Annotated in this window: 24 protein-coding genes and 1 pseudogene; 18 read left to right on the plus strand and 7 right to left on the minus strand. The window is 45.8% G+C overall.

Annotation, left to right across the window (positions count from 1 at the left end; translation table 11 throughout):
- The first annotated feature begins 45 nt into the window (after positions 1-45).
- Both H6F74_RS22065 and H6F74_RS22070 read left to right on the plus strand, forming a co-directional pair.
- The gene (locus H6F74_RS22065) at positions 46-834 is read left to right on the plus strand and encodes a nuclear transport factor 2 family protein (RefSeq protein WP_199301495.1); all 789 of its coding nucleotides are present in this window, start codon (positions 46-48) and stop codon (positions 832-834) included.
- 142 nt (positions 835-976) lie between these two features.
- Positions 977-1741 carry an SDR family oxidoreductase gene (locus H6F74_RS22070; RefSeq protein ID WP_190444299.1) on the plus strand — a complete coding sequence of 255 codons (765 nt, stop codon included), beginning with the start codon at positions 977-979 and terminating at the stop codon, positions 1739-1741.
- 103 nt (positions 1742-1844) lie between these two features.
- Here H6F74_RS22070 and H6F74_RS22075 read toward each other — a convergent pair whose 3' ends face one another.
- On the minus strand, positions 1845-3206 hold the full coding sequence (locus H6F74_RS22075; RefSeq protein ID WP_190444300.1) for an NAD(P)/FAD-dependent oxidoreductase: 1362 nt from the start codon (positions 3204-3206) through the stop codon (positions 1845-1847).
- 164 nt (positions 3207-3370) lie between these two features.
- Positions 3371-3493, minus strand: a complete 123-nt coding sequence (locus tag H6F74_RS30660; RefSeq protein ID WP_277875839.1) for a hypothetical protein — start codon at positions 3491-3493, stop codon at positions 3371-3373.
- Here H6F74_RS30660 and H6F74_RS22080 point away from each other — a divergent pair.
- Positions 3484-3981 (plus strand): DUF29 domain-containing protein, encoded by a 498-nt coding sequence (locus H6F74_RS22080; protein ID WP_190444301.1) that lies wholly within the window; start codon positions 3484-3486, stop codon positions 3979-3981. The genes H6F74_RS30660 and H6F74_RS22080 overlap by 10 nt on opposite strands.
- A 275-nt stretch (positions 3982-4256) precedes the next feature.
- Positions 4257-4895, plus strand: coding sequence for a Uma2 family endonuclease (locus tag H6F74_RS22085; RefSeq protein ID WP_190444302.1), 639 nt, complete (start codon positions 4257-4259; stop codon positions 4893-4895).
- Between the two features lie 245 nt (positions 4896-5140).
- Here H6F74_RS22085 and H6F74_RS22090 read toward each other — a convergent pair whose 3' ends face one another.
- Both H6F74_RS22090 and H6F74_RS31150 read right to left on the minus strand, forming a co-directional pair.
- Positions 5141-6490: an HNH endonuclease gene (locus H6F74_RS22090; RefSeq protein WP_190444303.1), complete on the minus strand. Its 1350-nt coding sequence runs from the start codon at positions 6488-6490 to the stop codon at positions 5141-5143.
- A gap of 77 nt (positions 6491-6567) precedes the next feature.
- Positions 6568-6669 (minus strand): annotated as a pseudogene (locus tag H6F74_RS31150) (Uma2 family endonuclease); the annotation flags it as partial.
- Here H6F74_RS31150 and H6F74_RS30665 point away from each other — a divergent pair.
- The 5 genes from H6F74_RS30665 (at position 6668) to H6F74_RS22115 (ending at position 10936) form a co-directional block, all read left to right on the plus strand.
- A complete protein-coding gene (locus tag H6F74_RS30665) occupies positions 6668-6790 on the plus strand; it encodes a hypothetical protein (protein WP_277875841.1) in 123 nt (40 codons plus the stop codon). The pseudogene H6F74_RS31150 and the gene H6F74_RS30665 overlap by 2 nt on opposite strands.
- Before the next feature lie 211 nt (positions 6791-7001).
- Positions 7002-8867, plus strand: a complete 1866-nt coding sequence (locus tag H6F74_RS22100) for an aspartate kinase (protein WP_190444304.1) — start codon at positions 7002-7004, stop codon at positions 8865-8867.
- Between the two features lie 127 nt (positions 8868-8994).
- Positions 8995-9186: a hypothetical protein gene (locus tag H6F74_RS22105; protein ID WP_190444305.1), complete on the plus strand. Its 192-nt coding sequence runs from the start codon at positions 8995-8997 to the stop codon at positions 9184-9186.
- A gap of 128 nt (positions 9187-9314) precedes the next feature.
- A complete protein-coding gene (locus H6F74_RS22110) occupies positions 9315-10010 on the plus strand; it encodes a Uma2 family endonuclease (RefSeq protein WP_190444306.1) in 696 nt (231 codons plus the stop codon).
- Positions 10007-10936, plus strand: a complete 930-nt coding sequence (locus tag H6F74_RS22115) for an RluA family pseudouridine synthase (protein ID WP_190444307.1) — start codon at positions 10007-10009, stop codon at positions 10934-10936. The genes H6F74_RS22110 and H6F74_RS22115 overlap by 4 nt, the downstream gene beginning before the upstream one ends.
- Before the next feature lie 65 nt (positions 10937-11001).
- Here the strand turns inward: H6F74_RS22115 and H6F74_RS22120 are convergent, their stop codons facing one another.
- Positions 11002-11409 (minus strand): hypothetical protein, encoded by a 408-nt coding sequence (locus tag H6F74_RS22120; protein WP_190444308.1) that lies wholly within the window; start codon positions 11407-11409, stop codon positions 11002-11004.
- A gap of 472 nt (positions 11410-11881) precedes the next feature.
- Between H6F74_RS22120 and H6F74_RS22125 the strand changes: the two genes are divergently transcribed.
- From H6F74_RS22125 to H6F74_RS22165, 9 genes are all read left to right on the plus strand, one after another.
- A complete protein-coding gene (locus H6F74_RS22125) occupies positions 11882-12400 on the plus strand; it encodes a phycocyanin subunit beta (RefSeq protein WP_190424722.1) in 519 nt (172 codons plus the stop codon).
- A gap of 86 nt (positions 12401-12486) precedes the next feature.
- Positions 12487-12975: a phycocyanin subunit alpha gene (gene cpcA, locus H6F74_RS22130; protein ID WP_190424724.1), complete on the plus strand. Its 489-nt coding sequence runs from the start codon at positions 12487-12489 to the stop codon at positions 12973-12975.
- A gap of 131 nt (positions 12976-13106) precedes the next feature.
- On the plus strand, positions 13107-13982 hold the full coding sequence (locus H6F74_RS22135; protein ID WP_190444309.1) for a phycobilisome linker polypeptide: 876 nt from the start codon (positions 13107-13109) through the stop codon (positions 13980-13982).
- Positions 13983-14107: 125 nt separating this feature from the next.
- Positions 14108-14386 (plus strand): phycobilisome linker polypeptide, encoded by a 279-nt coding sequence (locus tag H6F74_RS22140; RefSeq protein WP_190444310.1) that lies wholly within the window; start codon positions 14108-14110, stop codon positions 14384-14386.
- 111 nt (positions 14387-14497) lie between these two features.
- Positions 14498-15283: a HEAT repeat domain-containing protein gene (locus H6F74_RS22145; protein ID WP_190444353.1), complete on the plus strand. Its 786-nt coding sequence runs from the start codon at positions 14498-14500 to the stop codon at positions 15281-15283.
- 81 nt (positions 15284-15364) lie between these two features.
- Positions 15365-15982 carry a HEAT repeat domain-containing protein gene (locus H6F74_RS22150; RefSeq protein ID WP_190444311.1) on the plus strand — a complete coding sequence of 206 codons (618 nt, stop codon included), beginning with the start codon at positions 15365-15367 and terminating at the stop codon, positions 15980-15982.
- Between the two features lie 96 nt (positions 15983-16078).
- The gene (locus H6F74_RS22155) at positions 16079-16912 is read left to right on the plus strand and encodes a phycobilisome rod-core linker polypeptide (RefSeq protein WP_190444312.1); all 834 of its coding nucleotides are present in this window, start codon (positions 16079-16081) and stop codon (positions 16910-16912) included.
- 71 nt (positions 16913-16983) lie between these two features.
- On the plus strand, positions 16984-17730 hold the full coding sequence (locus tag H6F74_RS22160) for a phycobilisome rod-core linker polypeptide (RefSeq protein ID WP_190444313.1): 747 nt from the start codon (positions 16984-16986) through the stop codon (positions 17728-17730).
- 82 nt (positions 17731-17812) lie between these two features.
- The gene (locus tag H6F74_RS22165) at positions 17813-18574 is read left to right on the plus strand and encodes a phycobilisome rod-core linker polypeptide (RefSeq protein ID WP_190444314.1); all 762 of its coding nucleotides are present in this window, start codon (positions 17813-17815) and stop codon (positions 18572-18574) included.
- Positions 18575-18707: 133 nt separating this feature from the next.
- Here the strand turns inward: H6F74_RS22165 and H6F74_RS22170 are convergent, their stop codons facing one another.
- The gene (locus H6F74_RS22170; protein ID WP_190444315.1) at positions 18708-19409 is read right to left on the minus strand and encodes a Uma2 family endonuclease; all 702 of its coding nucleotides are present in this window, start codon (positions 19407-19409) and stop codon (positions 18708-18710) included.
- Positions 19410-20335: 926 nt separating this feature from the next.
- Positions 20336-22216 carry a response regulator gene (locus H6F74_RS22175; protein ID WP_190444316.1) on the minus strand — a complete coding sequence of 627 codons (1881 nt, stop codon included), beginning with the start codon at positions 22214-22216 and terminating at the stop codon, positions 20336-20338.
- Positions 22217-22250: the final 34 nt, after the last annotated feature.

The following is a 22250-nucleotide window of genomic DNA, read 5'->3' on the forward strand; positions in this document are numbered from 1 at the left end:
CCGATGCCTAACTCGATAACTCTTTCTAACAACTTTCGACTCTCTATGGTTAAGCAAAAGTTGAAAATTTTTGCTTTTATACTTTTTACGCTTTCGGTGCTTCATCCTGCTACCGTCCGCGCCGCTAGTCCAGAAACAGCACCCGCTGAGCTAAAAAATGCTCTAGCGCAAATTGATGCTGCGGCCAATCGCCAGGATGTGAAGACGGTGATGCAGTTCTATAGCCAGAATTTTACCCATTCTGACGGCTTAAATCGCCAAAGTATGCAACAGAGTTTATCTCAAATCTGGCAGCGCTACCCAAAACTGAACTACCGGACAGAACTCACATCTTGGGAAGCGAAGGGAGATGAGATTGTTGCGGAGACGGTGACTACTATCACTGGTACAGGGAAAGTGGATGGCAAAGATACGAAAATTGAGTCTACAGTGCGATCGCGCCAGCGTTTTCAAAATCAAAAAATTGTCCAGCAGGAAATCTTAGCAGAACGCACTCAGATGACGACTGGCGCCAAGCCTCCCACGGTGAATATGAAGTTGCCAGAGCAGGTACGTGTTGGTCAGTCTTATAATTTGGATGCTGTTGTGCAGGAACCTCTGGGCGACGATCTTATGCTGGGAGCAGCCGTGGAGGAACCTGTCAAGGCGGAGCGCTTTGTCAAACCTGCGCCTGTGGATTTAGAGTTACTATCCTCTGGTGGGATTTTTAAAGTAGGTCGCGCGCCCCTTTCTCAAGGTAACTACTGGGTGTCAACGGTGTTAATTCGGGAAGAAGGCACCACAATGGTAACTCAGCGCCTGCGAGTTGTAGAAGGCAACGCGGGAACTAAATAATCTCTTCGTTCTCAGGCGGGAGACTGGGAACGCAGTATGAGAGGCTCCCGCCTGTAGTGCTATCGGAGAAAGGAGGCGGGAGCCTCCGGAATTGCATTCCCAAGCCCAGCCTGGGAACGAGATAACCAAAATCTAAAATTCTATGGTTTCAATCAAAGACCAAATTGTGTTAATTACAGGCGCTAGTAGTGGCATTGGTGCTGCTTGTGCCAAAATATTTGCTGAAGCTGGTGCCAAACTCATTTTGGTGGCTCGACGGCAAGAGCGGTTAGAAGAACTTGCACAGATGTTGAAGGGAACTGCTGTGCATTTGTTACCTCTGGATGTGCGCGATCGCGTTTCTGTCGAATCTGCTTTTTCTTCCCTACCCGCCGACTGGTCTAATGTAGACATTTTGATTAACAATGCGGGCTTAAGTCGCGGTTTAAATAAACTCCATGAAGGCAGTATTCAAGATTGGGAAGAAATGCTCGACACCAACATCAAAGGTTTACTATATTGTACCCGATTCCTCGTACCAGGAATGGTTAATCGTGGGCGGGGTCATGTAGTAAATCTTGGCTCAATTGCTGGACATCAAACTTATCCTGGCGGTAATGTTTACTGTGCATCTAAAGCCGCCGTAAAAGCAATTTCTGAAGGCTTGAAACAAGACCTTTTGGGAACACCAGTGCGCGTAGCTTCGGTAGATCCTGGTTTAGTCGAAACTGAATTTAGTAATGTCCGTTTTCACGGTGATACTGACCAAGCTAAAAAAGTTTATCAAGGATTAACACCTTTGACACCAGAAGATATTGCGGATGTTATATTTTTCTGCGTCACCAGACCCGCTCACGTTAATATCAGCGAGATACTTTTAGTGCCAACAGATCAAGCTACTGCTACCCAAGTTCATCGACGAGTCTAAGGTTAATTTCGTCTTTTTAAACGCAAAGATACACAAAGGTTGGGGCAAAGGTTCGCGTCGGAACAATACGTCTTGGCGAACCTTTGAGTTTAAGCTATTTCAGCTACACTTCCACCGTTTCTTTACTCTTCAGCGGCACGTAATAATCGCCGTTGGCGTCAACTCCTACCTTTCCAATTACCTCATCACCTGTAATCAATCTTGCCCCACGTTTGCGAGTCCAATAGTTCCAACCCCACTGGAGCATCACGATGAGTTTATTATCAAACTCAATTAAGAAGTAAATGTGAACAAATACCCAGGTGAGCCAAGCGAACAAACCGGAAAACTTCACATAACCCAAATCTACTACCGCAGCATTCCGCCCGATAACAGCCATACTTCCTCGGTCAAGATACTGGAAGGGTGCCATACTGTAACCGGCAATCCGCTGTTTGATCAGGTTGGCAACATATTCCCCTTCCTGCATCGCCACGGGTGCAACACCTGGTAGTGGTTTCTCATTTTGATGAGAAAAACTTGCCAAGTCGCCCACCACAAAGATATTAGGATGTCCTGATATACTCAGGTCAGATTCGACAATAACTCGCCCCACCCGGTCGATTGCAACGCCGGTGCGTTCTGCGAGAACTTTTCCCATTGGGGAAGCTTTGATTCCAGCCGCCCATAAGGTAGTTCTCGCTGGAATTTCTTCTATTTTATCCCCATGTTTTGTGGTGATAATATTCTCTGCAATATTCGTCACCAGGGTCTTTGTCTGCACAGTAACACCTAAGCGCTGAAGAGAGGCTTCTGCTTTTGCGGATAACTCTGGTGCGTAGGGAGGTAGGATGCGATCCATCCCTTCCAGCAACAAAATTTTGGCTTCAGCGGTGTCAATGTTACGGAAATCTCGCTTGAGGGTGCTGTAAGCGAGTTCTGCGATCGCTCCCGCTAATTCTACCCCCGTCGGCCCTCCGCCGATGATCGCAAACGTTAACCAGGCACGCCGTTTTTCGGGATCGGTTTCCTTTTCTGCCGCTTCAAACGCCATAAAAATGCGACGCCGCATTTCCAGCGCATCTTCAACGGTTTTCAATCCTGGCGCTACGGTTGCCCATTGGTCATTGCCAAAGTAAAAATGGCTCACACCTGTGGCAACGATTAATGTGTCGTATATCAGTTCTTCGCCACCGAGGATAACTTTGCGCTGTTGTGGATCGATATCCTTTACCTCTCCCATCAGCACTTTAGTATTTTTGCTCTCGCTGAGTACCGCACGCAGGGGAGATGAAATATCTGCTGGGGATAGAGTTCCGGTGGCGACTTGATAAAGGAGTGGCTGAAACAAATGAAAGTTACGTTTATCGACCAGTGTCACATGGACAGGTGCGCCGCTCAATGCCTTGGCAGCATAAAGTCCGCCAAAGCCGCCACCGACAATCACAACATGGTGAGGAGACTGATTTTCCACTGCTACTACCATAAAATTGACATCCTTTGTTTTATGTTGCCCGTGGCTACGGTTGAACTAACATTTCTTTACCAACTGGCAAGGCTTCCGTTACAGATGTTCATATTACCTTAGTGTGCCTAGTTTAAAGCAAGGGTAGCAGCGGCTACAGGTAGGGTTATTTAGTAAAAAAAGTATTACCGAAGAGGTATTTGGTGGGAAGCGATCGCATGGTGAACGATAAAACGCGATCGCGCTTTTGCCAGGGGTTCTAAAATTGGGATAACGATTTCCTGGTTTTGACGGCGCGATGCAAACACCAAAAAACCAACAGACAGCGGGAAGCCTGATGCAGAACCTCTACGAAACCGACTTCTACGCTTGGACTCAGCAACAAGCACTCCTCCTCCAACAGCAGCAATGGACTCAGCTTGACTTACCCAATTTAATCGAGGAGATTGAATCGTTGGGAAAACAACAACGTGCAGAACTACGAAATCGCTTGAGTGTGTTAATTGGGCATTTGTTGAAGTGGGAATACCAATCAGAACGACGCAGCCGTAGTTGGTTAGCAACTATTCGAGTACAACGCCGCGATATTCAAGAACTGCTAGAGGAAAATCCTAGCCTCAAGCCTTATCTTCAGGACGCACTGCAAAAGGTATATGAAAGCGGCAAAAATTTGGCATCGGGAGAAACCAATCTGCCAGTTAAAACATTCCCCCAAGATTCTCCTTATACATGGGAGGAGATTGTAAGCGAAGTCTTCTATCCAGGTGAAGCTGCGACAGATGAAATGATGGAATGATCGGGAGTAAAAGAGCGCCGTAGCGCGTCAGCGCATCGTCCTTTTGACTTGCCACTCTAAAATCGGATATTCACATTGCCTGAATTACCAATTCATTTCTTCCAGATAGTTTTCCAAATTTTTTCTAACATCAATTTTTATGAGTTTATAAAAGGATTAGTCAGCTTTTTGATGAGACGATTTATGCTTTTTTGGAGCAAAACATTTTTGTTGTGCTGCGACACAATGGTTAGGTGCGATACAAGGATTACAGTGGAGGTGGAGGTATAAGTCCAATGTTTGCAGTTATCACACCAGAGAAAATCCAGTTACCCGCAGGTGCAGTAGTGCGGCTACCCGGTAGTTGGCAGGACTATCAAGCACTAACTCAGCAACTAGGCGATCGCTCAATTCCTCGTATCAAGTATCGACCCGGAGAGATTCTGTTAATGTCACCGCTACCCCGACACGGACGAGAAGCAAATGTGATTGCTGATGTGGTCAAAGTTTTATTGGATCACTTGGGGCGAGAATACGAGGCATTTACCCCGATTACGATGCAACTCCCAGAAATTAGCGGCATTGAACCGGATTACTGTTTTTATATCGATAACTGGGTAGCAGTTGCAGGCAAAGACCGCATCAATTGGGAAATAGAACCATCCCCCGATTTGGTAATTGAGATAGATGTAATCAGCTACACGGATGTAAACGACTACCTGCCTTATCAAGTGCCGGAAGTTTGGTTATATAAAAAGAACCAACTTAAGATTTACAGCTTGCAGAGCGATCGCTACACGGTTGTAACCAGCAGCCGCTATTTCCCCAATATGAATGTTTTAGCACTCATCGCGGAGTGTTTCCAAATTGCCTATGAGCGCAATACTAGCGTTGCGATTCGGGAGTTACGACAAAAATTAGCAAGCGAGAATTAAATTAATTTCGTGAACGCGATCGCTTTTAGTCGGGTGAGCGTGCGACAGATGAAATAATGGATTGATCGTGAGCAGAAGAGTGGGATAGCATTCCTGAAATATTCACAGCCAAGCAAGCGATCGCAACTCCTAAATAGCTAATCAAGAATAAAAATTAGTTGACATTAGCGTTAAAAAATAAATTCAGAATGTGTTAGGCTTCATGATTTAACCTAGCCGATGGCTAAAGGGTGATCGCACTTTCTTTAGAGTTTATCTAAGTCAAAATCTCTCACAACACGGTCAAAAGCCCTTCCCATAAGAGAAGCAGCATCCGAATCTGTACAAAGCCTACCGATATACTGTGTAGCTAAAGTTGAAAAACCATACTCAAAAAGCTTGGAACATACCCTAGCTGCATCTACAGGTACTCCTCTAATTTTCCCCAAGTTCAAAACACAGTCTAGAAATAAGTTCTTATACTCTTCAAGTACTATTTCACTGAGTTGAGGAGTTTTTTCGTTAACTGCTTTGATTCCTTCAATTAAACGAGCTGTAATAGCGTCAATTGGATAATAAACTCCCATAAGACCTGCTAGCTCATTTTCAAAGAACTGATACGTCTCAATGGGAGATGCGAAATATTGCGCGCTTAATAAGGGTAGAGAAAATTGCTTTGAGTCAAATTCAGCAAACAGTGCTTGAGGAGGTTTTTTAGAACCATGTGTATCTTCAGCAACATATAAGATGGCATCTGGCCCAGAATAGTTTTGAGCAATGACAACTGTCCTTCTGACTCGATGAAGGATAGTTAGCACACCAATGACCATCTTTAAATGAGAACACCAGTAAACCTCTACTGAGTTATGGTAAACACCTAATCCGAAGATGCTTGCCGCCTGTTCAGCTATAGAGAAAAGTTGCTCAACATTGACTGCAAAAAACCTCCAATCACCTTGGTCATATCGCGCAAATTTTTGAACTGGTTTAGTCAAATCACTAGAAACCCACTCTGGTAAATAAAATTTGAGGCACTTGAGGATTGTATGAGCCGATGAACGATACTGCTCCCGAAGATTTAGCCTAGAAGACAATTGCTGAGGCTTAGCATCTGACGCATATGGAGTTGCCTGCTTAATTAATTCCTTGAAATATTTCTGTTCTTCTGCTGATGGTAATCTTCCTAGCCAAGTAGCCATACCGCCTTCTTCTATCCAATGTTTGGCTTGACTCCTAGAGTTAAAGACGAAATGTGGCTCAATCGTTCCATCAGACTGAATTTCTTCTTCAATAATTGCTTTTTTAAGCTTAAGTATCCCTCCTTTATCTAAAAAATAATCTCCTTCTAATATAATTTTTGGTACATCTTTATGACGTTCTCCTTTAAACGACCAAGAATTCATTACAGCTTCTACATAAACAGAAAAAGCTGGGTCTGTTTGTGTTGAAAAGCTAATATTACATTCATTACAAATCAAGTATCCTGTTTTGTGTGAGCCGCCCCAAGATGAATTAAAGATATGTTCTTTTGCTGTGGCTGGTAGCGAATTCCCACAGTAGAAGCAAGTTTTCAATTCTGATGCCCGTATGGGCAATTTTTCAATGCGAGTAAACATTAAATTTACTTTAATTACTACCGAAATTTCATAATACTACACAAGTAATACAACTGGCAGTAACTGGTGTCTGGTTAATTGGAAATGATATTTTGTAGTTTATTGTCCACAGAAGTATCGTCAGAGTCTGGCAATTCTGCACTAGACGGCAGATTATGCAGCAGGTTGTCGTCCAGCATGGTGGTGACTTTCTGTAGCATTCACTGTGTGGATCTGACCTTTGTCAGGGAGGAGGAAGCGATCGCATCATCCTTGAAAATCCTTAAGCGCTTCGCCCTATCTCCACACTACCTGCGATAGATGTTTGACGATAATTAAGCGACACAATCTAAAGTCAGCCTGTTTTGTCCCAGCAAGTCTGATAATTTAATTAGGTTAAATGATCTAGAATGCCTTGCCGTGTCAGCCTGTCGCACCTTTGGTGCGCTTACGAGCTTGGGCAGGCTTGGTTTGTGTAGCCTCAGGCTAAGGCAATGTGGGTATATCCCTAGGCAGGATTGGTGAGAGAATTATGGCGCTAATAGTCCAGAAATACGGTGGCACTTCAGTTGGTTCGGTGGAACGCATTCAAGCAGTCGCTCAGCGAGTTTTAAAAACAGCCCAGATGGGCAACTCGCTGGTTGTCGTAGTTTCGGCAATGGGTAAGACGACTGATGGATTGGTGAAATTAGCCAACCAAATCTCTACAAATCCCTCTCGTCGGGAAATGGATATGCTGCTCTCTACTGGCGAGCAAGTCTCAATCGCCCTGCTGAGTATGGCATTGCAGGAATTGGGACAGCCCGCGGTGTCTCTGACCGGCGCACAGGTGGGAATTGTTACCGAAGCCGAACACACCCGCGCCCGGATTCTGCATATCCAGACACAGCGGGTGGAACGGCACTTAGACGCGGGTAAGGTGGTTGTGGTGGCGGGTTTCCAAGGCATCACCAGCACCGAAGAGTTGGAAATTACCACCTTGGGGCGCGGCGGTTCCGATACTTCGGCGGTAGCACTGGCGGCAGCTTTACGAGCAAGCTGTTGCGAAATCTACACCGATGTGCCAGGAATTTTTACGACCGATCCCCGGCTAGTGCCAGAAGCCCAGCTGATGGAGGAGATTACCTCCGATGAAATGCTTGAGTTAGCCAGCTTAGGGGCAAAAGTGCTGCATCCTCGCGCTGTGGAAATTGCCCGGAATTATGGCGTAGAGTTGGTGGTGCGTTCTAGCTGGACAGACGATCCGGGGACTAGGGTCGTTTCTCCAATGCCTAAGCCGCGATCGCTCCAAGATTTAGAAATTGCCCGTCCTGTCGATGGGGTAGAATTTGATACCGACCAAGCGAAAATAGCGCTGTTGCGGGTGCCAGATCGTCCGGGCGTGGCGGCGCGGTTATTCGGTGAAATTGCCCATCAAGCCTTAGATATTGACCTAATTATCCAGTCGATTCACGAAGGCAATACGAACGATATTGCATTTACAGTTAGCAAAAACGTCATCAATCGGGCGGAAGCTGTAGCCGCAGCGATCGCGCCCGCCCTTCGCAGCTCAAACAACCCAGAAGACGGAGAAGCGGAGGTGATGGTAGACCGGCAAATTGCCAAAGTCTCGATCGCGGGTGCGGGAATGATTGGGCGTCCCGGTGTAGCGGCGCAGATGTTCGCCACACTTTCTAGTGCTGGGATCAATATTCAGATGATTTCCACCTCGGAAGTGAAAGTTAGTTGCGTCATTGATGCGGATGATTGCGATCGCGCGATCGCTCTTTTATGCCAAATCTTTGAGGTGAACAATTCCCCTCTCCACCAAAACAGAATCGTACAAAGTGGGGTCGAAGAACAAGGGAGAATTTCTACTCAGTCCTCAGCCCTCAGTCCTCAGCACTCCGCTCCCCCAGTGCGCGGTGTTGCCCTCGATTTCAATCAAGCGCGTCTGGCGATTCGTCACATCCCCGATCGCCCAGGGATGGCAGCTCAAGTGTTTGGACTCTTAGCTGAGAAAAATATCAGCGTGGATATGATTATCCAATCCCAACGCTGTCGTGTAGTGAATGGGATCGGGACTCGCGATATTGCCTTCACCGTCGCCCAAGCAGATGCAGCAGAAGCGAAAGCAGCACTCGAAAAACTCGCACCATCCTTAGGCTGCGGTGAAGTTTTAGTGGATACAGCGATCGCTAAAGTTAGTATCGTTGGTTCCGGAATGGTGGGACAACCTGGTATCGCCGCCAAAATGTTTGAAGCCCTATCCCAGCACCAAATAAATATTCAGATGATTACTACATCTGAAATCAAAATTAGCTGCGTTGTTGCCCAAGATCAAGGTGTTCTTGCCTTACAAGCAATTCACACGGCCTTTGGGCTTGCAGGTACTCAGAAAATCCAAGTTCCCGCATAAAATTTCCTAGCTAATTTTGTTAATTAATAAAGGCGATCGCATCTTTCAAACGGAGAATGCGATCGCTTCTACTGCTTCTTTGCAAAAATGCGGTAATTTTCTTATGCACAAGTGAGGTCAATCAGTCATGACTCAAGAATTCATAGACTTAAGAGCTAATATTATTGAAGGTGATGAAAAGTTTAGGAAAGCGACAGCGATCGCCGCAAAAAACTTTTTTTTTGTGCTTGTCCAAGAATTTATATCTGCGGAGGTATTGCTTTCTTATAAAGTTTCACAAAAGCAAGTTATAAAATTTTTAGTAAATTTGATGAAGTAATGATTAACATAATGCGATCGCCCTTTCTTACTCAGTATTTTTTGCGTCTAAAGTGGCTTGATTTATAAAGTGCGATCGCGCTTCAAAAAAGATACACTCCAAAACATACCAACAACAAAGGTAAAGTTATGGTTACACAGCCGCAATCTCTTCTCAAAGAAGAAATTATCTATCCCGACAGCGACGGACAGCCAATGTCAGATAATACCAAGCAGTTTCGCTACATTGTCACCACTCAGGGGGGATTAGATGCGTTATTCCAAACTGATCCCAATGTATTCGTTGCTGGGGACTTACTTTGGTATCCCATTCAAGGCGACAACAAGACCAGAATAGCTCCAGATGTTATGGTGGTTTTTGGAAGACCAAAAGGCGATCGCGGCTCCTATCAACAGTGGCGGGAAAATAATATTCCTCCGCAAGTAGTGTTTGAAATACTATCTCCAGGCAATACTGCAAAGGAGATGATCAAGAAATACAAATTTTATGAACGCTATGGGGCGGAAGAATACTATTTATATGACCCAGATAGCGGTGAATTGACAGGCTGGCTGCGCTCTGGGGAGGAATTAGAAGAGATTGAGGAAATGTTAGGTTGGGTAAGTCCGCGATTGGGAATAAGATTTGAGCTATATAACACCGAACTCGTTCTTTATTATCCTGATGGACAGCGGTTTGCTACTTATGTAGAACTAGCTCAACAACGAGAAATTGAGCGACAACGAGCCGAAGAAGCTGAAGCTAGAGCCGAAGAAGCCCAAACCCAGTTACAAGCTTTACGTGCTTTACTTCAAGAAAGAGGAATTGATCCAACGCAACTGTGACAGAAATTAATTTAGAAGTTCAAGAAACCAACACCCGTATCGACCGCTATCTTTCTCAAGAATTATCAGATTTATCGCGATCGCGCATCCAAAAGCTGATCGAAGAAGGCAACGTGCAGATTAACGATACTGTTTGCACTTCTAAAAAAGCAGCTGTGCAAGCAGGCGATCGCATCTCCCTAGCTATCCCAGAAGCTATTCCCCTCGACCTGGAAGCAGAAGCTATCCCCCTGGATATTCTTTACGAAGACGATTCCCTGATTATTATCAACAAACCTGCTGGTTTAGTTGTTCACCCCTCCGCCGGACACGAAGCCGGAACCCTCGTCAACGCCCTTTTATCCCATTGTCCCCTCGCGGAAATTGGTGGCGTGCAGCGTCCGGGAATTGTCCACCGTCTCGATAAAGATACCACTGGGGCGATGGTTGTTGCCAAAACCGACCAAGCGCACAAACATCTGCAAGCGCAACTGAAAGCTAAAACTGCACGTCGGGAATATTTAGGCGTTGCCTATGGTTCGCCGCGCACCGAAAGCGGCACCATTGACCAACCCATCGGTCGTCATCCGGTAGACCGCAAGAAAATGGCTGTTGTCCCAGAAGAGAAGGGAGGACGACCTTCAGTGACTCACTGGCGGGTGCAGGAACGCCTGGGAAACTACACTTTGATGCTTTACCAACTGGAAACTGGTCGCACCCACCAAATTCGCGTTCACAGCCCTTACATCGGTCATCCCATCGTTGGAGATCGCGTTTACAGTTCTGGTCATTCAGTGGGAGTTAATTTACCCGGTCAAGCACTGCACGCTTGGCGACTCAGGTTGGAACATCCCCTATCAGGGGATTTAGTAGAGGTGACTGCCCCTTTGCCTGATAGCTTCAGTACTCTGCTGGAAGTTCTCCGACGGCGATTTCCCTCTTTCTAAAGAAAAATCTATTGCAAAGGTATTGGACAAAACCGCTTCGGCAAGCCAGTAAATTTGGAGTTGGGTTATGCAGTTGTGGTTTCTCTACAAGAAATTGCCACGAATAGCGCGATCGCGTTATTCGCCCTATTGCAAGCACTCACCCAAGAGCAACATGAAGTTGTGTAACTTCTCATGGAAACTGCTCTTGGGGCTAGTTTTTTCTGGGGCGGGTGAGCGATCGCGCTATTTTTAGGTGCGTTACTCAGTAGCGGTGTATTACGGCTACTGAGTAACGCACCTAAATTTTTATGCTTTTTACATAATTGCCTTTTACCTTTTTCCCCTCCCCCGGCATTTTTGACTTTTTTCCCGGTGGTGCGGCGACAGATTGCTGCATCTGAACTCAAAATCCGAGAGGTTTTTTTTAAAATATCTTTACAAATCGACTCTAGAGAAAATATGATATCTTTCTGTAAAAATGATTGCTCCATCTAGTTCCTAGCCGAATATTAAAAAAGTATAAAGATAGTAATTTTATAAGTCTTAAGTATAAAGACTTAAGGTTTTTGTAACGATATGTGTGTATTATAGGCAAGAATTAGCAGCTAGAAGCCTTATGTATAAAGGATTTGAACTTTTATTCATTGGTCTTGAAATAAATTCACAAATCTTAAAAACACAAAGTCCCAAAGGCGTTGTATAAAAATAACCGGAGGGATCAATAAAAGACAAACGTTAAACAAAACACCGATTTAGCAAGGCAAGCCTACCTCTCATAAAAGGACGAACTTTTCTCATATTTCCATGACAACCGTTTTGTTGCCCACGTGTGAAGTGACAAGCGGGATGAGAGAGCAACTTGAAAGGTGTATTTTGGCTGATGTCTGATTTTGACCTTTCCGCATCGACTAAAACCGTGTTTTAAAAATCACACTCAACGAATATCAGTAGGAGATTGAGTTCATGTTAGATGCATTCGCCAAGGTGGTTTCTCAGGCTGACTCTAAAGGTGAATTCCTGAGCACCGAGCAACTGGATGCCCTGACCAACATGGTCAAAGATGGCAACAAGCGTCTGGATACCGTTAACCGCATCACCAGCAACGCTTCCACCATCGTTGCCAACGCAGCTCGTGCTTTGTTTGAAGAGCAGCCCCAACTGATCTCCCCCGGCGGCAACGCATACACCAACCGTCGCATGGCTGCTTGCTTGCGCGATATGGAAATCATCCTGCGCTACGTCACCTATGCCACCCTGGCTGGTGATTCCAGCGTGTTGGATGACCGCTGCTTGAACGGTCTTCGCGAAACCTACCAAGCACTGGGTGTACCCGGTGGTTCGGTTGCCGCAGGCGTTCAAAAGATGAAGGATGCAGCGATCAAGATCGCCAACGACCCCAGTGGTATCAGCCAAGGCGATTGCAGCCAGTTGATGTCTGAAGTGTCCAGCTACTTCGATCGTGCTGCTTCTGCTGTTGCTTAATAACAACTAGCAAGCTTGCTGTGGGATAACGCGATAAATCGCGTTTCTTGGAAAAATCTGTAAACCATTAGGGAGATAAATCAACAATGAAAACCCCAATCACCGAAGCGATCGGAGCTGCTGATACCCAAGGTCGTTTCCTGGGCAATACCGAACTGCAAGCCGTTAACGGTCGCTTTGATCGTGCCACCGCCAGCATGGAAGCTGCTCGTGCGCTGACCCAAAAGGCTCAGCAACTGATCGACGGTGCTGCCCAAGCTGTGTACCAAAAGTTCCCCTACACCACCCAAATGCAGGGGCCTCAGTACGCTTCTGATTCTCGCGGCAAATCCAAGTGCGCTCGTGACATCGGTCACTACCTGCGGATGGTCACATACTGCTGTGTGGCTGGTGGTACTGGTCCTATGGACGAGTATCTAATTGCTGGTTTGGATGAAATCAACCGCACATTCGAGCTGTCCAACAGCTGGTATGTGGAAGCCCTGAAGCACATCAAGGCAAATCACGGTCTTTCCGGTCAAGCTGCTAACGAAGCTAACACCTACATCGATTACGCCATCAACGCCCTGAGCTAGTATTCAGGTGCTATGCCCGGAAGAATCAGCGAGTGTTGGCGGTTAGGCTAGCAGTTGCTAATTTTTCCGGGCATTGTTTTTCTCATTTTCCATAAAAAAAACTTAAAAATTGTTGCGTTGGGAGAGAAAAGATGAGCGGTTTAGTGGCGTCAAATCTAGCAGCAGCAGGCCGGTTGGGCCTTTCTGCATTTGATGATACAAAAGTCGAACTGCGACCTGACTGGACAGAAGACGATCTGCAAGCGGTGTTCCGAGCCGCATATCGTCAGGTATTAGGCAACGACTATGTGATGAAATCCGAACGCCTCACGGTAGCAGAATCTTTACTGCGACAAGGAAACATCACAGTCCGGGAGTTTATCCGGGCGATCGCTAAGTCGGATGTATACAAATCTAAGTTTTTCTATCCAAATTCAAATCAACGCTTTGTTGAACTCAATTTCAAACATTTGTTGGGTCGTCCTCCTTATGATGAGGCAGAGTTAAGCCGCCATACCCAACTGTGTGAAGATGAAGGCTACGATGCGGAAATTGATTCAATCATCGACAGCAACGAGTATGAAGGCAATTTTGGCAACAACGTAGTCCCCTATTACCGGGGATTTTTGGTAGAGCCGGGGGTGAGAACCGTGGGCTTTAGCCGGATGTTCCGCCTGTATCGCGGTTATGCAAATAGCGATCGCTCCCAAGTAGAAGGGAAAGCACCCCGCCTCACCCGCGAACTAGGTCGCAACCAAGCTTCCACAATTGTCAAACCCTCTGGCGGTTCAGGTGGCTGGAATTACGGAACTCTCTCCAAAGATGCACCTCCGAAAAAAGCTCTCGGTGGTACTCAGGAAGAAAGCGGACGGGTATATCGCATTGAAGTAACTGGTATCCTGTCTCCAGGCTTCCCGAAAGTTCGCCGCAGTACAAACGCCTTCTTGGTGCCTTACGAGCAGCTATCCCAAAAACTCCAAGAAATCACCAAAAAAGGTGGCAAAATCGTCAACGTGTCGCCAGCGTAAGGGGATTGGGGATTGGGGATTGGGAAAAAATCTTACCTAGTCCCCAGTCCCCAGCCCCCAGCCCCTAGTCCCCAGCCCCCAGTCCCTAGCCCCCAGCCCCCATAACTACAGGAGCTATATCAACAATGTTTGGACAAACTACACTAGGTAGCGGTACTCTCAGCGACGCCAGCAACCGGATGTTTCGCTACGAAGTCGAGGGTATGCGTCAGACTTACGAATCTGACAAACTCAGCTATCCCATTCGTCGCAGTGGCAGCATTTATGTCACAGTGCCATACAGCCGCATGAATGAAGAAATGCAGCGGATTAACCGTATGGGTGGCAGAATCGTCAGCATTGAGCCTTTGACGCTGGAAAATAATAGTGAAGCGAAAAGCGAAGCCACAGCAGCCCACTCCTAAAGCTTAATCTAGCAATCCTCTGTCCTTTGCATTATCCTGTCCTACGATGCTGGAGTCTACTCAAGAGTGCAGTATTCCGATCCGCCTGGTAGCGAACCGCTAACGGTGGAGATGGCGATCGCCAATCTCCACCATGAAGATTTAAGTCTCCGCTATTATGCTGCTTGGTGGCTGGGCAAATTCCGTGTTAATGAGCCTGCTGCTGTGGAAGCCTTGATTGCAGCTTTGGAGGATGAAGCAGATCGGACAGAGCTTGGTGGATACCCCCTCCGCCGTAATGCTGCACGCGCACTGGGGAAACTGGGCGATCGCCGCGCTGTACCAGGACTGATTCGTTGTCTGGAGTGTTCCGACTTCTACGTTCGGGAAGCTGCCGCACAGTCTTTGGGAATGCTAGGCGATTTGTCCTGCGTTCCAGCGCTGATGAAACTGCTCGACGGTGGTGTAGCCGCAGCCATGCGGGTACCAGGACGACCCCATTTAGAGCAACCTTCCGAAGCAGTGATGGAAGCATTGGGAACGCTGCAAGCTACCCAAGCAACAGCCCTAATTCAACCATTTCTGGAGCATCCCGTAGCGCGAGTGCAGTATGCAGCGGCGAGAGCAATGTACCAGTTAACAAAAGAGCCAGTTTATGGTGAACGCCTGGTGCAAGCCTTGCAGGAAAGCGATCTGCAACTGCGCCGGGTAATTTTGTCAGATTTGGGTGCAATAGGTTATCTGCCAGCAGCAGAAGCGATCGCATCTGCTGCAACCGAAAACAGCTTCAAGCTGATCGCCCTCAAAGGGCTGTTGGAACAGGTACAGACGGGAGCCTCGTCTGTAGACCCCCAAGATCCGCGATCGCTATCTAGGGATGCCATCCGGGTAATGACCCTGATGGACGCTTTGTTATAGTCACTGGCTAATAGCTAATACCAGTTAGCAATTAGCCATTAGCTATTAGCAATTGACAATTAGCAATCCTTCCACTGACCAATGACTGACTCATCCCAAGAACTGATTGATGCTATTGAGCAGGCGAATTCCCCCGAACGTTTAGTAGCATCAGTCCAAGCCTTAGCAGCTACTCGGCAGACCGCAGGGATTTCCACGCTAATTGCCGTTTTGGGCTACAACAACCCAACAGCAGCAGTGGCAGCAGTTGAAGGGCTGATTCAGATAGGGGAAGCAGCAGTGCAGCCGTTGTTGGAACAGCTGGACGATTACAACTACGGAGCTAGGGCTTACGCGATTCGAGCATTAGCTGCGATCGCATCTCCCAGAGCCTTAGATGCTTTAGTCGCAGCAGCCACCGACTTTGCGCCCAGTGTCCGCCGCGCCGCTGCCAAAGGGCTAGGAAACCTGCACTGGCACGAGTTAAGTCAAGAACAAATTCCCTCCGCTCAACTCTTAGCACTCTCAACCCTGCTTTCCATCTCTCAAGACCCAGACTGGGCAATTCGCTACGCAGCAGTTGTGGGCTTGCAAGGTCTGGCAACCCAGTTAGAAGTCCGTCAGCCCATCCAAAAACGTCTAGAGGAAATGACTCAAGACCCAGACATAGCTGTTCGCGCCAGAGTTCAGCTAGCTAACCAATTAGTTATTAGTCATTAGTCCTTGGTCAGTGAAGAGTTGGAATGTTAAACGTTCCCTCCTTCTAACGTCTACGGGCAGCTAACAACTAACAAGTAACAACTAACAACTAAAAATATGTCAATTCCACTTCTTGAAATTACACCCAAAACCCAGAATCAGCGCGTAGCTGGTTATGAAGTACCCGATGAGGACGACCCGCAGATTTATCGGTTAGTAGATGCAACATCTGACTCCGATATTGATGCCATAATTTGGGCTGGCTATCGGCAAATCTTCAGCGAACATTTGATTTTAGAAAGCTACCGTCAATCCTTCCTAGAATCTCAGCTGCGAAATCGCGCCATTTCCGTGCGCGAGTTTATCCGGGGACTGGGCAAATCGGAAGTTTACCGAAACTTAATAGCAGAAACTAACTCCAACTATCGGTTAGTTGACATCAGCTTCAAACGGTTTCTCGGACGCGCCACCTACGGCAAAGATGAGCAGATCGCTTGGTCAATTGTAATCGCTTCCAAGGGATTGCATGGTTTTATCGATGCCGTTGTCGATAGCGAAGAATACCGCCAAAACTTCGGCGATGACATCGTACCTTATCAGCGCCGACGGTATAATGAGCGACCATTTAACCTGGTAAACCCCCGGTATAGTGATTACTGGCGCGGTCGTTTGATTGCCCTAGATAATCGTAGCTACCATCAAGCATCACCCCAAAAAGATATGAAATCAGCAGCGGCTCGTCAAGGCATTCCTGATTCTTTCCTAGCAATGGCACGGAGTATTTCTCCCGGCGGAATGAACTACCAGCGATCGCGCGATCGGGCAATTTCTCAAGCTAATAACATGGAACTTCCAGACACAACCCGCAAAGTTGCTAACCCGCAACCTATTGTAGGTCGCACCGAGGTGGCGCTACCCTATCGCTATCTTTACCAAACGCCAAAAGTCTAGAAGCTAATCGCTAATGGTTCATCGCAATTAGCAATACTTCAATTAGCAACCCTTTAACGAACAATTTAACTATGGCAATTCCTCTGCTTGCATATAAACCCTCCTCGCAGAATCAGCGAGTAGCGGGTTACGAAGTGCCGAATGAAGACACTCCTTACATCTATCGCATTGAAGACTGCATTGATGAAACGGACATTGAAGAATTAATCTGGTCAGCTTATCGTCAGGTTTTCAGCGAACACGAAATTCTCAATTCTTTTCGTCAGGAAACCTTGGAATCTCAACTGAGAAATCGCTCCATTACAGTGCGCGATTTCATCCGGGGTTTGGCGAAAACACCAGGGTTCTACCGCTTGGTTGTGGAGAAAAACTCCAACTATCGAGTCGTAGAAATTTGCCTCAAGCGCATCTTGGGACGTGCGCCTTACAATAAAGACGAAGAAATTGCTTGGTCAATTAAGATTGCTACTCTGGGACTAGGCGGCTTTATTGATGCCCTCGTAAATAGTGAGGAGTATCAAACTAACTTTGGCGACAATACAGTGCCTTATCAGCGCCGTCGCTTCAAAGACCGTCCCTTTAACTTGGTGACACCCAGCTACGCCGACTACTGGCGCGACAAGGAAGAAAGCGATCGCTACAAGTGGGGCGATGTCAACAACTTCTTGGCAATGGCTCGGTTAATCAAGCCGAAAGCTGTAACTAATAATGTTACCGTTAATACGGCTAACATTAAAATTCCCGACATGACGCGGGATAATAAACCTCAAGAGGCACGGGTTTCAATTAATCCATCCGCGAGTTTCCCCGTCCGGTAACACAGATATCTGAATAACTCAGAAGATGTCGTGATACGGGAAAATAAGAAAGTCTCAACTACTTAAAGCAGGAGATTTTTAAATGGCACTGCCATTACTTGAATACAAACCAACAACCCAAAATCAACGGGTCAAAAGCTTTGGAAAGGCGGATCTTAACGAAGATACCCCTTACATTTATCGCCTGGAAGATGCCAATTCTCCGGCAGAAATGCAAGATTTGATTTGGGCAGCTTATCGCCAAATCTTCAGTGAACATGAAGTCCTCAGATTCAACCGTCAAATTCAGCTAGAATCTCTGCTGAAAAATGGCAATGTCAATGTGCGCGAATTCATCCGAGGATTGGCGAAATCTGAAGCATTTTACCGCATCGTTGTCTCGGTCAATAATAACTATCGCCTTGTAGACATCTGCCTGAAGCGCTTCTTAGGTCGCGCCGCTTATAACAAAGACGAAGAAATCGCTTGGTCAATTAAAATTGCTACCTTGGGTTTCAGCGGCTTTGTGGATGCCTTGCTTGACAGCCAAGAGTATATCGATGCTTTTGGGGATTTCACCGTTCCCTACCAGCGCAAGCGAATGGAAGGTCGTCCGTTTAACTTGGTGACTCCTCGCTACGGCGAAGACTTCCGCGAAACAGCTGGCACTGTCAAGACCGACTGGCGCTTTACGCTGGAGAAAATCTACACCCGCAAGTACCAGGATCAGCAACTACCAGAAGGCGACCCCCGCAAGTACCGCGATATGGCAATTTCAGTCAGCACCAAGCGCAATTACGCTCAAGGCGTGTCAGCGTTTAGTATTGACTACCTGAACAAAGTGCCTAATCGCAACAAGCGCTAAGGGTAAGACCCTAGTTTCTTAAATTACTTGCACCTGCAAGCTTAAATTGTGGCTCTGGTTGCCGCTCATCAGACATTTGGTTGTCAATTTGAGCGGTAGCCAGAGCCACAAATTTTTTGGAAGGATGCGATCGCTACCCTGAAACCTCATCAGGATTAATACCCATTGACCGTAATCTTTCTGCCAACTGCTCTACTCTAGCTTGAGCCAATTCTTTTTCTTTTCTCTCCGTTTCGGCTTGTTGCTGCGCTAATTCTCTTTGCGTTTCTAATTCCACATAAGACAAAAATTTCTGTCCATCGGGACGATAGAGTTCTAACGCGCCTGACTTAATTTCAAAGCGTATCCCTAAACGAGGACTCACCCAACCCACCATTGACTCAATCTCATCGAATCCTTCATCAGAATGCAACCAACCAGCTAAATCGCCGTCATCCGGGTCATAGATATAATATTCTTCAACTCCATAGCGTTCGTAAAACCTGAACTTCCTCAGCATTTCTGCTTTGCGATTCCCAGGGGAAAGGATCTCAAAGACAACTTGAGGGGGAATATTATCCTCTAACCACTGTCTATAAGAACCGCGATCGCCCTTCGGTCTACCAAACACTATCATCACATCAGGTGCTTGGCGAATTTTATTATCTCCCTCGACTGGATACCAGAGCAAATCGCCTGCTACAAAAACACTTTTATCGCTTTTAAATAAAGCATCTATCCCAAGTTTGATTTTCACAATATAATCAAACTGCTTGGTATTATCAGCCATCGGTTGACCATCGCTATCTGGGTAAAAAATCTCTTCTTTAGTCAGAAGTTGAATTGGTGCAGTCATGGGATATCTCCGTTTTTTCCTGCTAGCATCATGCAAATATTCTTACTGAATGCGATCGCGCACTATCTCTCCCACTTCCATTAAAAACTCCTACTCACCACAGCCCCAATAGTAATCAATCGGTTAATTCTCAACAATGGGAGCATCGCCTGATGCACCAGATTCTTTGGATCTTTGCCTCAGTGACAACTTTTTTGTTTAATATAGCAATTCAAGGGTTGGGTGCCATACGTCTGTAGGGACATGGCAATGCCATGTCCTTACCAAGGTGACGAAAACAAAACAACCGCGATATCTTCCACCCAACTGAGAAACCCTATAGCAACAGGTAGAGCCTTGTAAAATACTTGTTTGCCAAACTAAGAACGAAAACCTGAGATTTCTTTAGTTTTTGGTCTATTGCAATATCGCTCTAAGATTTCGCCTCAAAGTCATCTGCTTTATCTGGCAAATTCGTCGGATTCAGCGTAGCATTCTTGTAGAATAACTCTTTGTATTCTTCTTTCTGCCGGAAAATTTAAAAAATTTCTCTAACAGAATAACTAAGGATTATTTCAGGAATGAACACTGGTTTAGCTTCCGCACTTGGCGCTAACAAAGAACTGATTTGAGTAGTTGTATAGTCTCATCTCTTGCTTGGTCTGCTCAAGTTCCTTAGACAAAGCAGCCCCACTAACGACAATTTTACAGATAAAAACTAGGGATAGAAATAAGGTAAACTTGGTGTCAAGCTTGAATTTACTCAACATTAGTATTTATTGTGTTCTATTATAATTAGAGATTAGTGTCTTGATTATAGGTATTATTTAGTGAGGTAAAACTGAAATTCACACTATTTGTTAACAGTTTTATTTTGCTTTTTCTTGATGCAGTGACGTTTATGGGTGCTTGGTATTGAATGGACACGATAATGCCCAGAGTACCCTTTAAACATGGTCTAAATCAAACATATTTTCCCACGCTGAAAATATTTTCAGGCAATTTCTACCTTCATGTTTAGCTTTATAAAGCGCTTGATCCGCTTGATGTAATAGCTCTTTAGAGTCAACTAAATTTACGGCGCTGGCGATCGCGCCGCCGATACTGATAGTAATTGATAAAACTAGGTCGTCAGAAATTTTGAAGGGAGCGTTAGCTACACATCCGCGCAAAGATTCGCCATATTCTAAAGCAGCTTGCATACTTAAACCCAGCGTGATGCAGACAAACTCTTCGCCACCATAGCGATACAGCAAACTTGAAGGGCGGGAAGAAGATTGTAATCTGGCAGCGATCGCTTGCAGCACACAGTCTCCCACCGTGTGACCATAAGTATCATTAATCCGCTTAAAATGATCTACATCGAGCAGAAATAAACACAAATAGCGATAGCGAGTATTAGCATCGCGGTTGCCTACCTGTCGCAGCATATGAGGCAATGCTTGATCCATTGCGCGGCGATTCAACACACCCGTTAGCTGATCTGTCAGAGAGAGAGATTCTAATAATTCAGTCCGCGCCGTCAGTTGCTGATTCACTTGTCTGAGTGCCTGATTAGTTTCGCTCAATTCTTGCGTTAACCGTTGCAACCGCAATCCAGCTCCCACTCTTGCCCGCAATTCACTCATATCAATCGGCTTTGGTAGATACTCATCTGCTCCTGTATCTAAACCCTCAACTCTGTCTTTTATATCGCCACGAATCGTTAGTAAAATAAAAAATGCCAGCGATAATTCTGGATCTGATTTGACCTGGCGACACACTTCTAGCCCATTTATTACTGGCATCATCCAATCGCAGATAATTAGATGAGGGCGTTCTGAGTGTGCTTTCATTAATCCCTCTTCACCATCACTGGCTACCGTGACCTCGTGCCCCATAAGCTGAAGAGAATTCTTTATTACTAATCGAACGCTCGGATCGTCATCAATAATTAAAATTCTTGCCATAGAGCCGACCTGCATCCTTACAGTTTTATCGGCAGGAATAATTAATGGAGTTTCAGGGTCCATATTTTCACACTCAATTATTTTATCCAAAAAAGATTGGATACGTTGCAAATAATTTTCTATTTTGTGCAATAACTGACTAGCTGCCTCTGGCATTTCTTGTTGAGCTTGAAGTTCTAACTGACCGGCTAGAAATTGCAGGTGTTTGACACCTACATTTGCACTGGCACCCCTAATTTGATGAGCACTATGCGCTATAGTTACAAAATCATTGGCCAATAGTGCTGTTTTTACAGTTACTAAATTATTTTGGGTGTCTTGCACAAAAGCTTGTAATATTTCTCTCTGCAATACCCTATCGCCAAGAGCTATATCGTTTAATCGGTTTAAATCCACCAACAGATTTGCGTTTGACTCATCTGTGACGATAGCAGTCGTAGGGATATCTTTAATTGCCTCTGGCAATTGGAATGCCAACTCTTGTTTATTTTTAAAAATTACCCCAATCCAAGTTTCTAACTTAGCGGCTAATTCTTCTTCACTAACAGGCTTAATCAGGCAATCATCCATGCCAACACTCAGACATTTTGTTCGGTTGGCTGTCGTTCCATTCGCAGTCATAGCGATCGCAATTATCTTTCGCTTCGCACCTTCTAAATGACGAATTCTTTTAGTCGTTTCATAACCGTCTAGCACTGGCATCTGACAATCGATTAGCACAAGCTCATAATTAACTTGTGATATCATCCATAAGGCTTCTTGACCATTCGCGGCTACATTGGCTTCATAGCCTAACTTTTTTAACTGTTTTAGGACAACCTTTCGGCTCACAAGGCTATCTTCTACTAACAGAATTTTTATGGCTGTATGCTTTGTCATATAAATGTTTAAGAATTTAACTCTTGATATGGGC

The sequence above is a fragment of the Trichocoleus sp. FACHB-90 genome (genome assembly GCF_014695505.1).
Taxonomy (GTDB): Bacteria; Cyanobacteriota; Cyanobacteriia; order Cyanobacteriales; family FACHB-T130; genus Funiculus; species Funiculus sociatus.

Coding starts and splice junctions, on each gene's coding strand:
- H6F74_RS30665 (WP_277875841.1), top strand. CDS start 6,668: ATGGTGGTGACTTTCTGTAGCATTCACTGTGTGGATCTGACCTTTGTC.
- H6F74_RS22110 (WP_190444306.1), top strand. CDS start 9,315: ATGGTTACACAGCCGCAATCTCTTCTCAAAGAAGAAATTATCTATCCC.
- H6F74_RS22140 (WP_190444310.1), top strand. CDS start 14,108: ATGTTTGGACAAACTACACTAGGTAGCGGTACTCTCAGCGACGCCAGC.
- H6F74_RS22175 (WP_190444316.1), bottom strand. CDS start 22,216: ATGACAAAGCATACAGCCATAAAAATTCTGTTAGTAGAAGATAGCCTT.
- H6F74_RS22100 (WP_190444304.1), top strand. CDS start 7,002: ATGGCGCTAATAGTCCAGAAATACGGTGGCACTTCAGTTGGTTCGGTG.
- H6F74_RS22135 (WP_190444309.1), top strand. CDS start 13,107: ATGAGCGGTTTAGTGGCGTCAAATCTAGCAGCAGCAGGCCGGTTGGGC.
- H6F74_RS22070 (WP_190444299.1), top strand. CDS start 977: ATGGTTTCAATCAAAGACCAAATTGTGTTAATTACAGGCGCTAGTAGT.
- H6F74_RS22160 (WP_190444313.1), top strand. CDS start 16,984: ATGGCAATTCCTCTGCTTGCATATAAACCCTCCTCGCAGAATCAGCGA.
- H6F74_RS22065 (WP_199301495.1), top strand. CDS start 46: ATGGTTAAGCAAAAGTTGAAAATTTTTGCTTTTATACTTTTTACGCTT.
- H6F74_RS22085 (WP_190444302.1), top strand. CDS start 4,257: ATGTTTGCAGTTATCACACCAGAGAAAATCCAGTTACCCGCAGGTGCA.
- H6F74_RS22155 (WP_190444312.1), top strand. CDS start 16,079: ATGTCAATTCCACTTCTTGAAATTACACCCAAAACCCAGAATCAGCGC.
- H6F74_RS22075 (WP_190444300.1), bottom strand. CDS start 3,206: ATGGTAGTAGCAGTGGAAAATCAGTCTCCTCACCATGTTGTGATTGTC.
- H6F74_RS22080 (WP_190444301.1), top strand. CDS start 3,484: ATGCAAACACCAAAAAACCAACAGACAGCGGGAAGCCTGATGCAGAAC.
- H6F74_RS22120 (WP_190444308.1), bottom strand. CDS start 11,409: ATGGAGCAATCATTTTTACAGAAAGATATCATATTTTCTCTAGAGTCG.
- H6F74_RS22090 (WP_190444303.1), bottom strand. CDS start 6,490: ATGTTTACTCGCATTGAAAAATTGCCCATACGGGCATCAGAATTGAAA.
- H6F74_RS22145 (WP_190444353.1), top strand. CDS start 14,498: ATGGCGATCGCCAATCTCCACCATGAAGATTTAAGTCTCCGCTATTAT.
- H6F74_RS22170 (WP_190444315.1), bottom strand. CDS start 19,409: ATGACTGCACCAATTCAACTTCTGACTAAAGAAGAGATTTTTTACCCA.
- H6F74_RS22125 (WP_190424722.1), top strand. CDS start 11,882: ATGTTAGATGCATTCGCCAAGGTGGTTTCTCAGGCTGACTCTAAAGGT.
- cpcA (WP_190424724.1), top strand. CDS start 12,487: ATGAAAACCCCAATCACCGAAGCGATCGGAGCTGCTGATACCCAAGGT.
- H6F74_RS22105 (WP_190444305.1), top strand. CDS start 8,995: ATGACTCAAGAATTCATAGACTTAAGAGCTAATATTATTGAAGGTGAT.
- H6F74_RS22165 (WP_190444314.1), top strand. CDS start 17,813: ATGGCACTGCCATTACTTGAATACAAACCAACAACCCAAAATCAACGG.
- H6F74_RS22150 (WP_190444311.1), top strand. CDS start 15,365: ATGACTGACTCATCCCAAGAACTGATTGATGCTATTGAGCAGGCGAAT.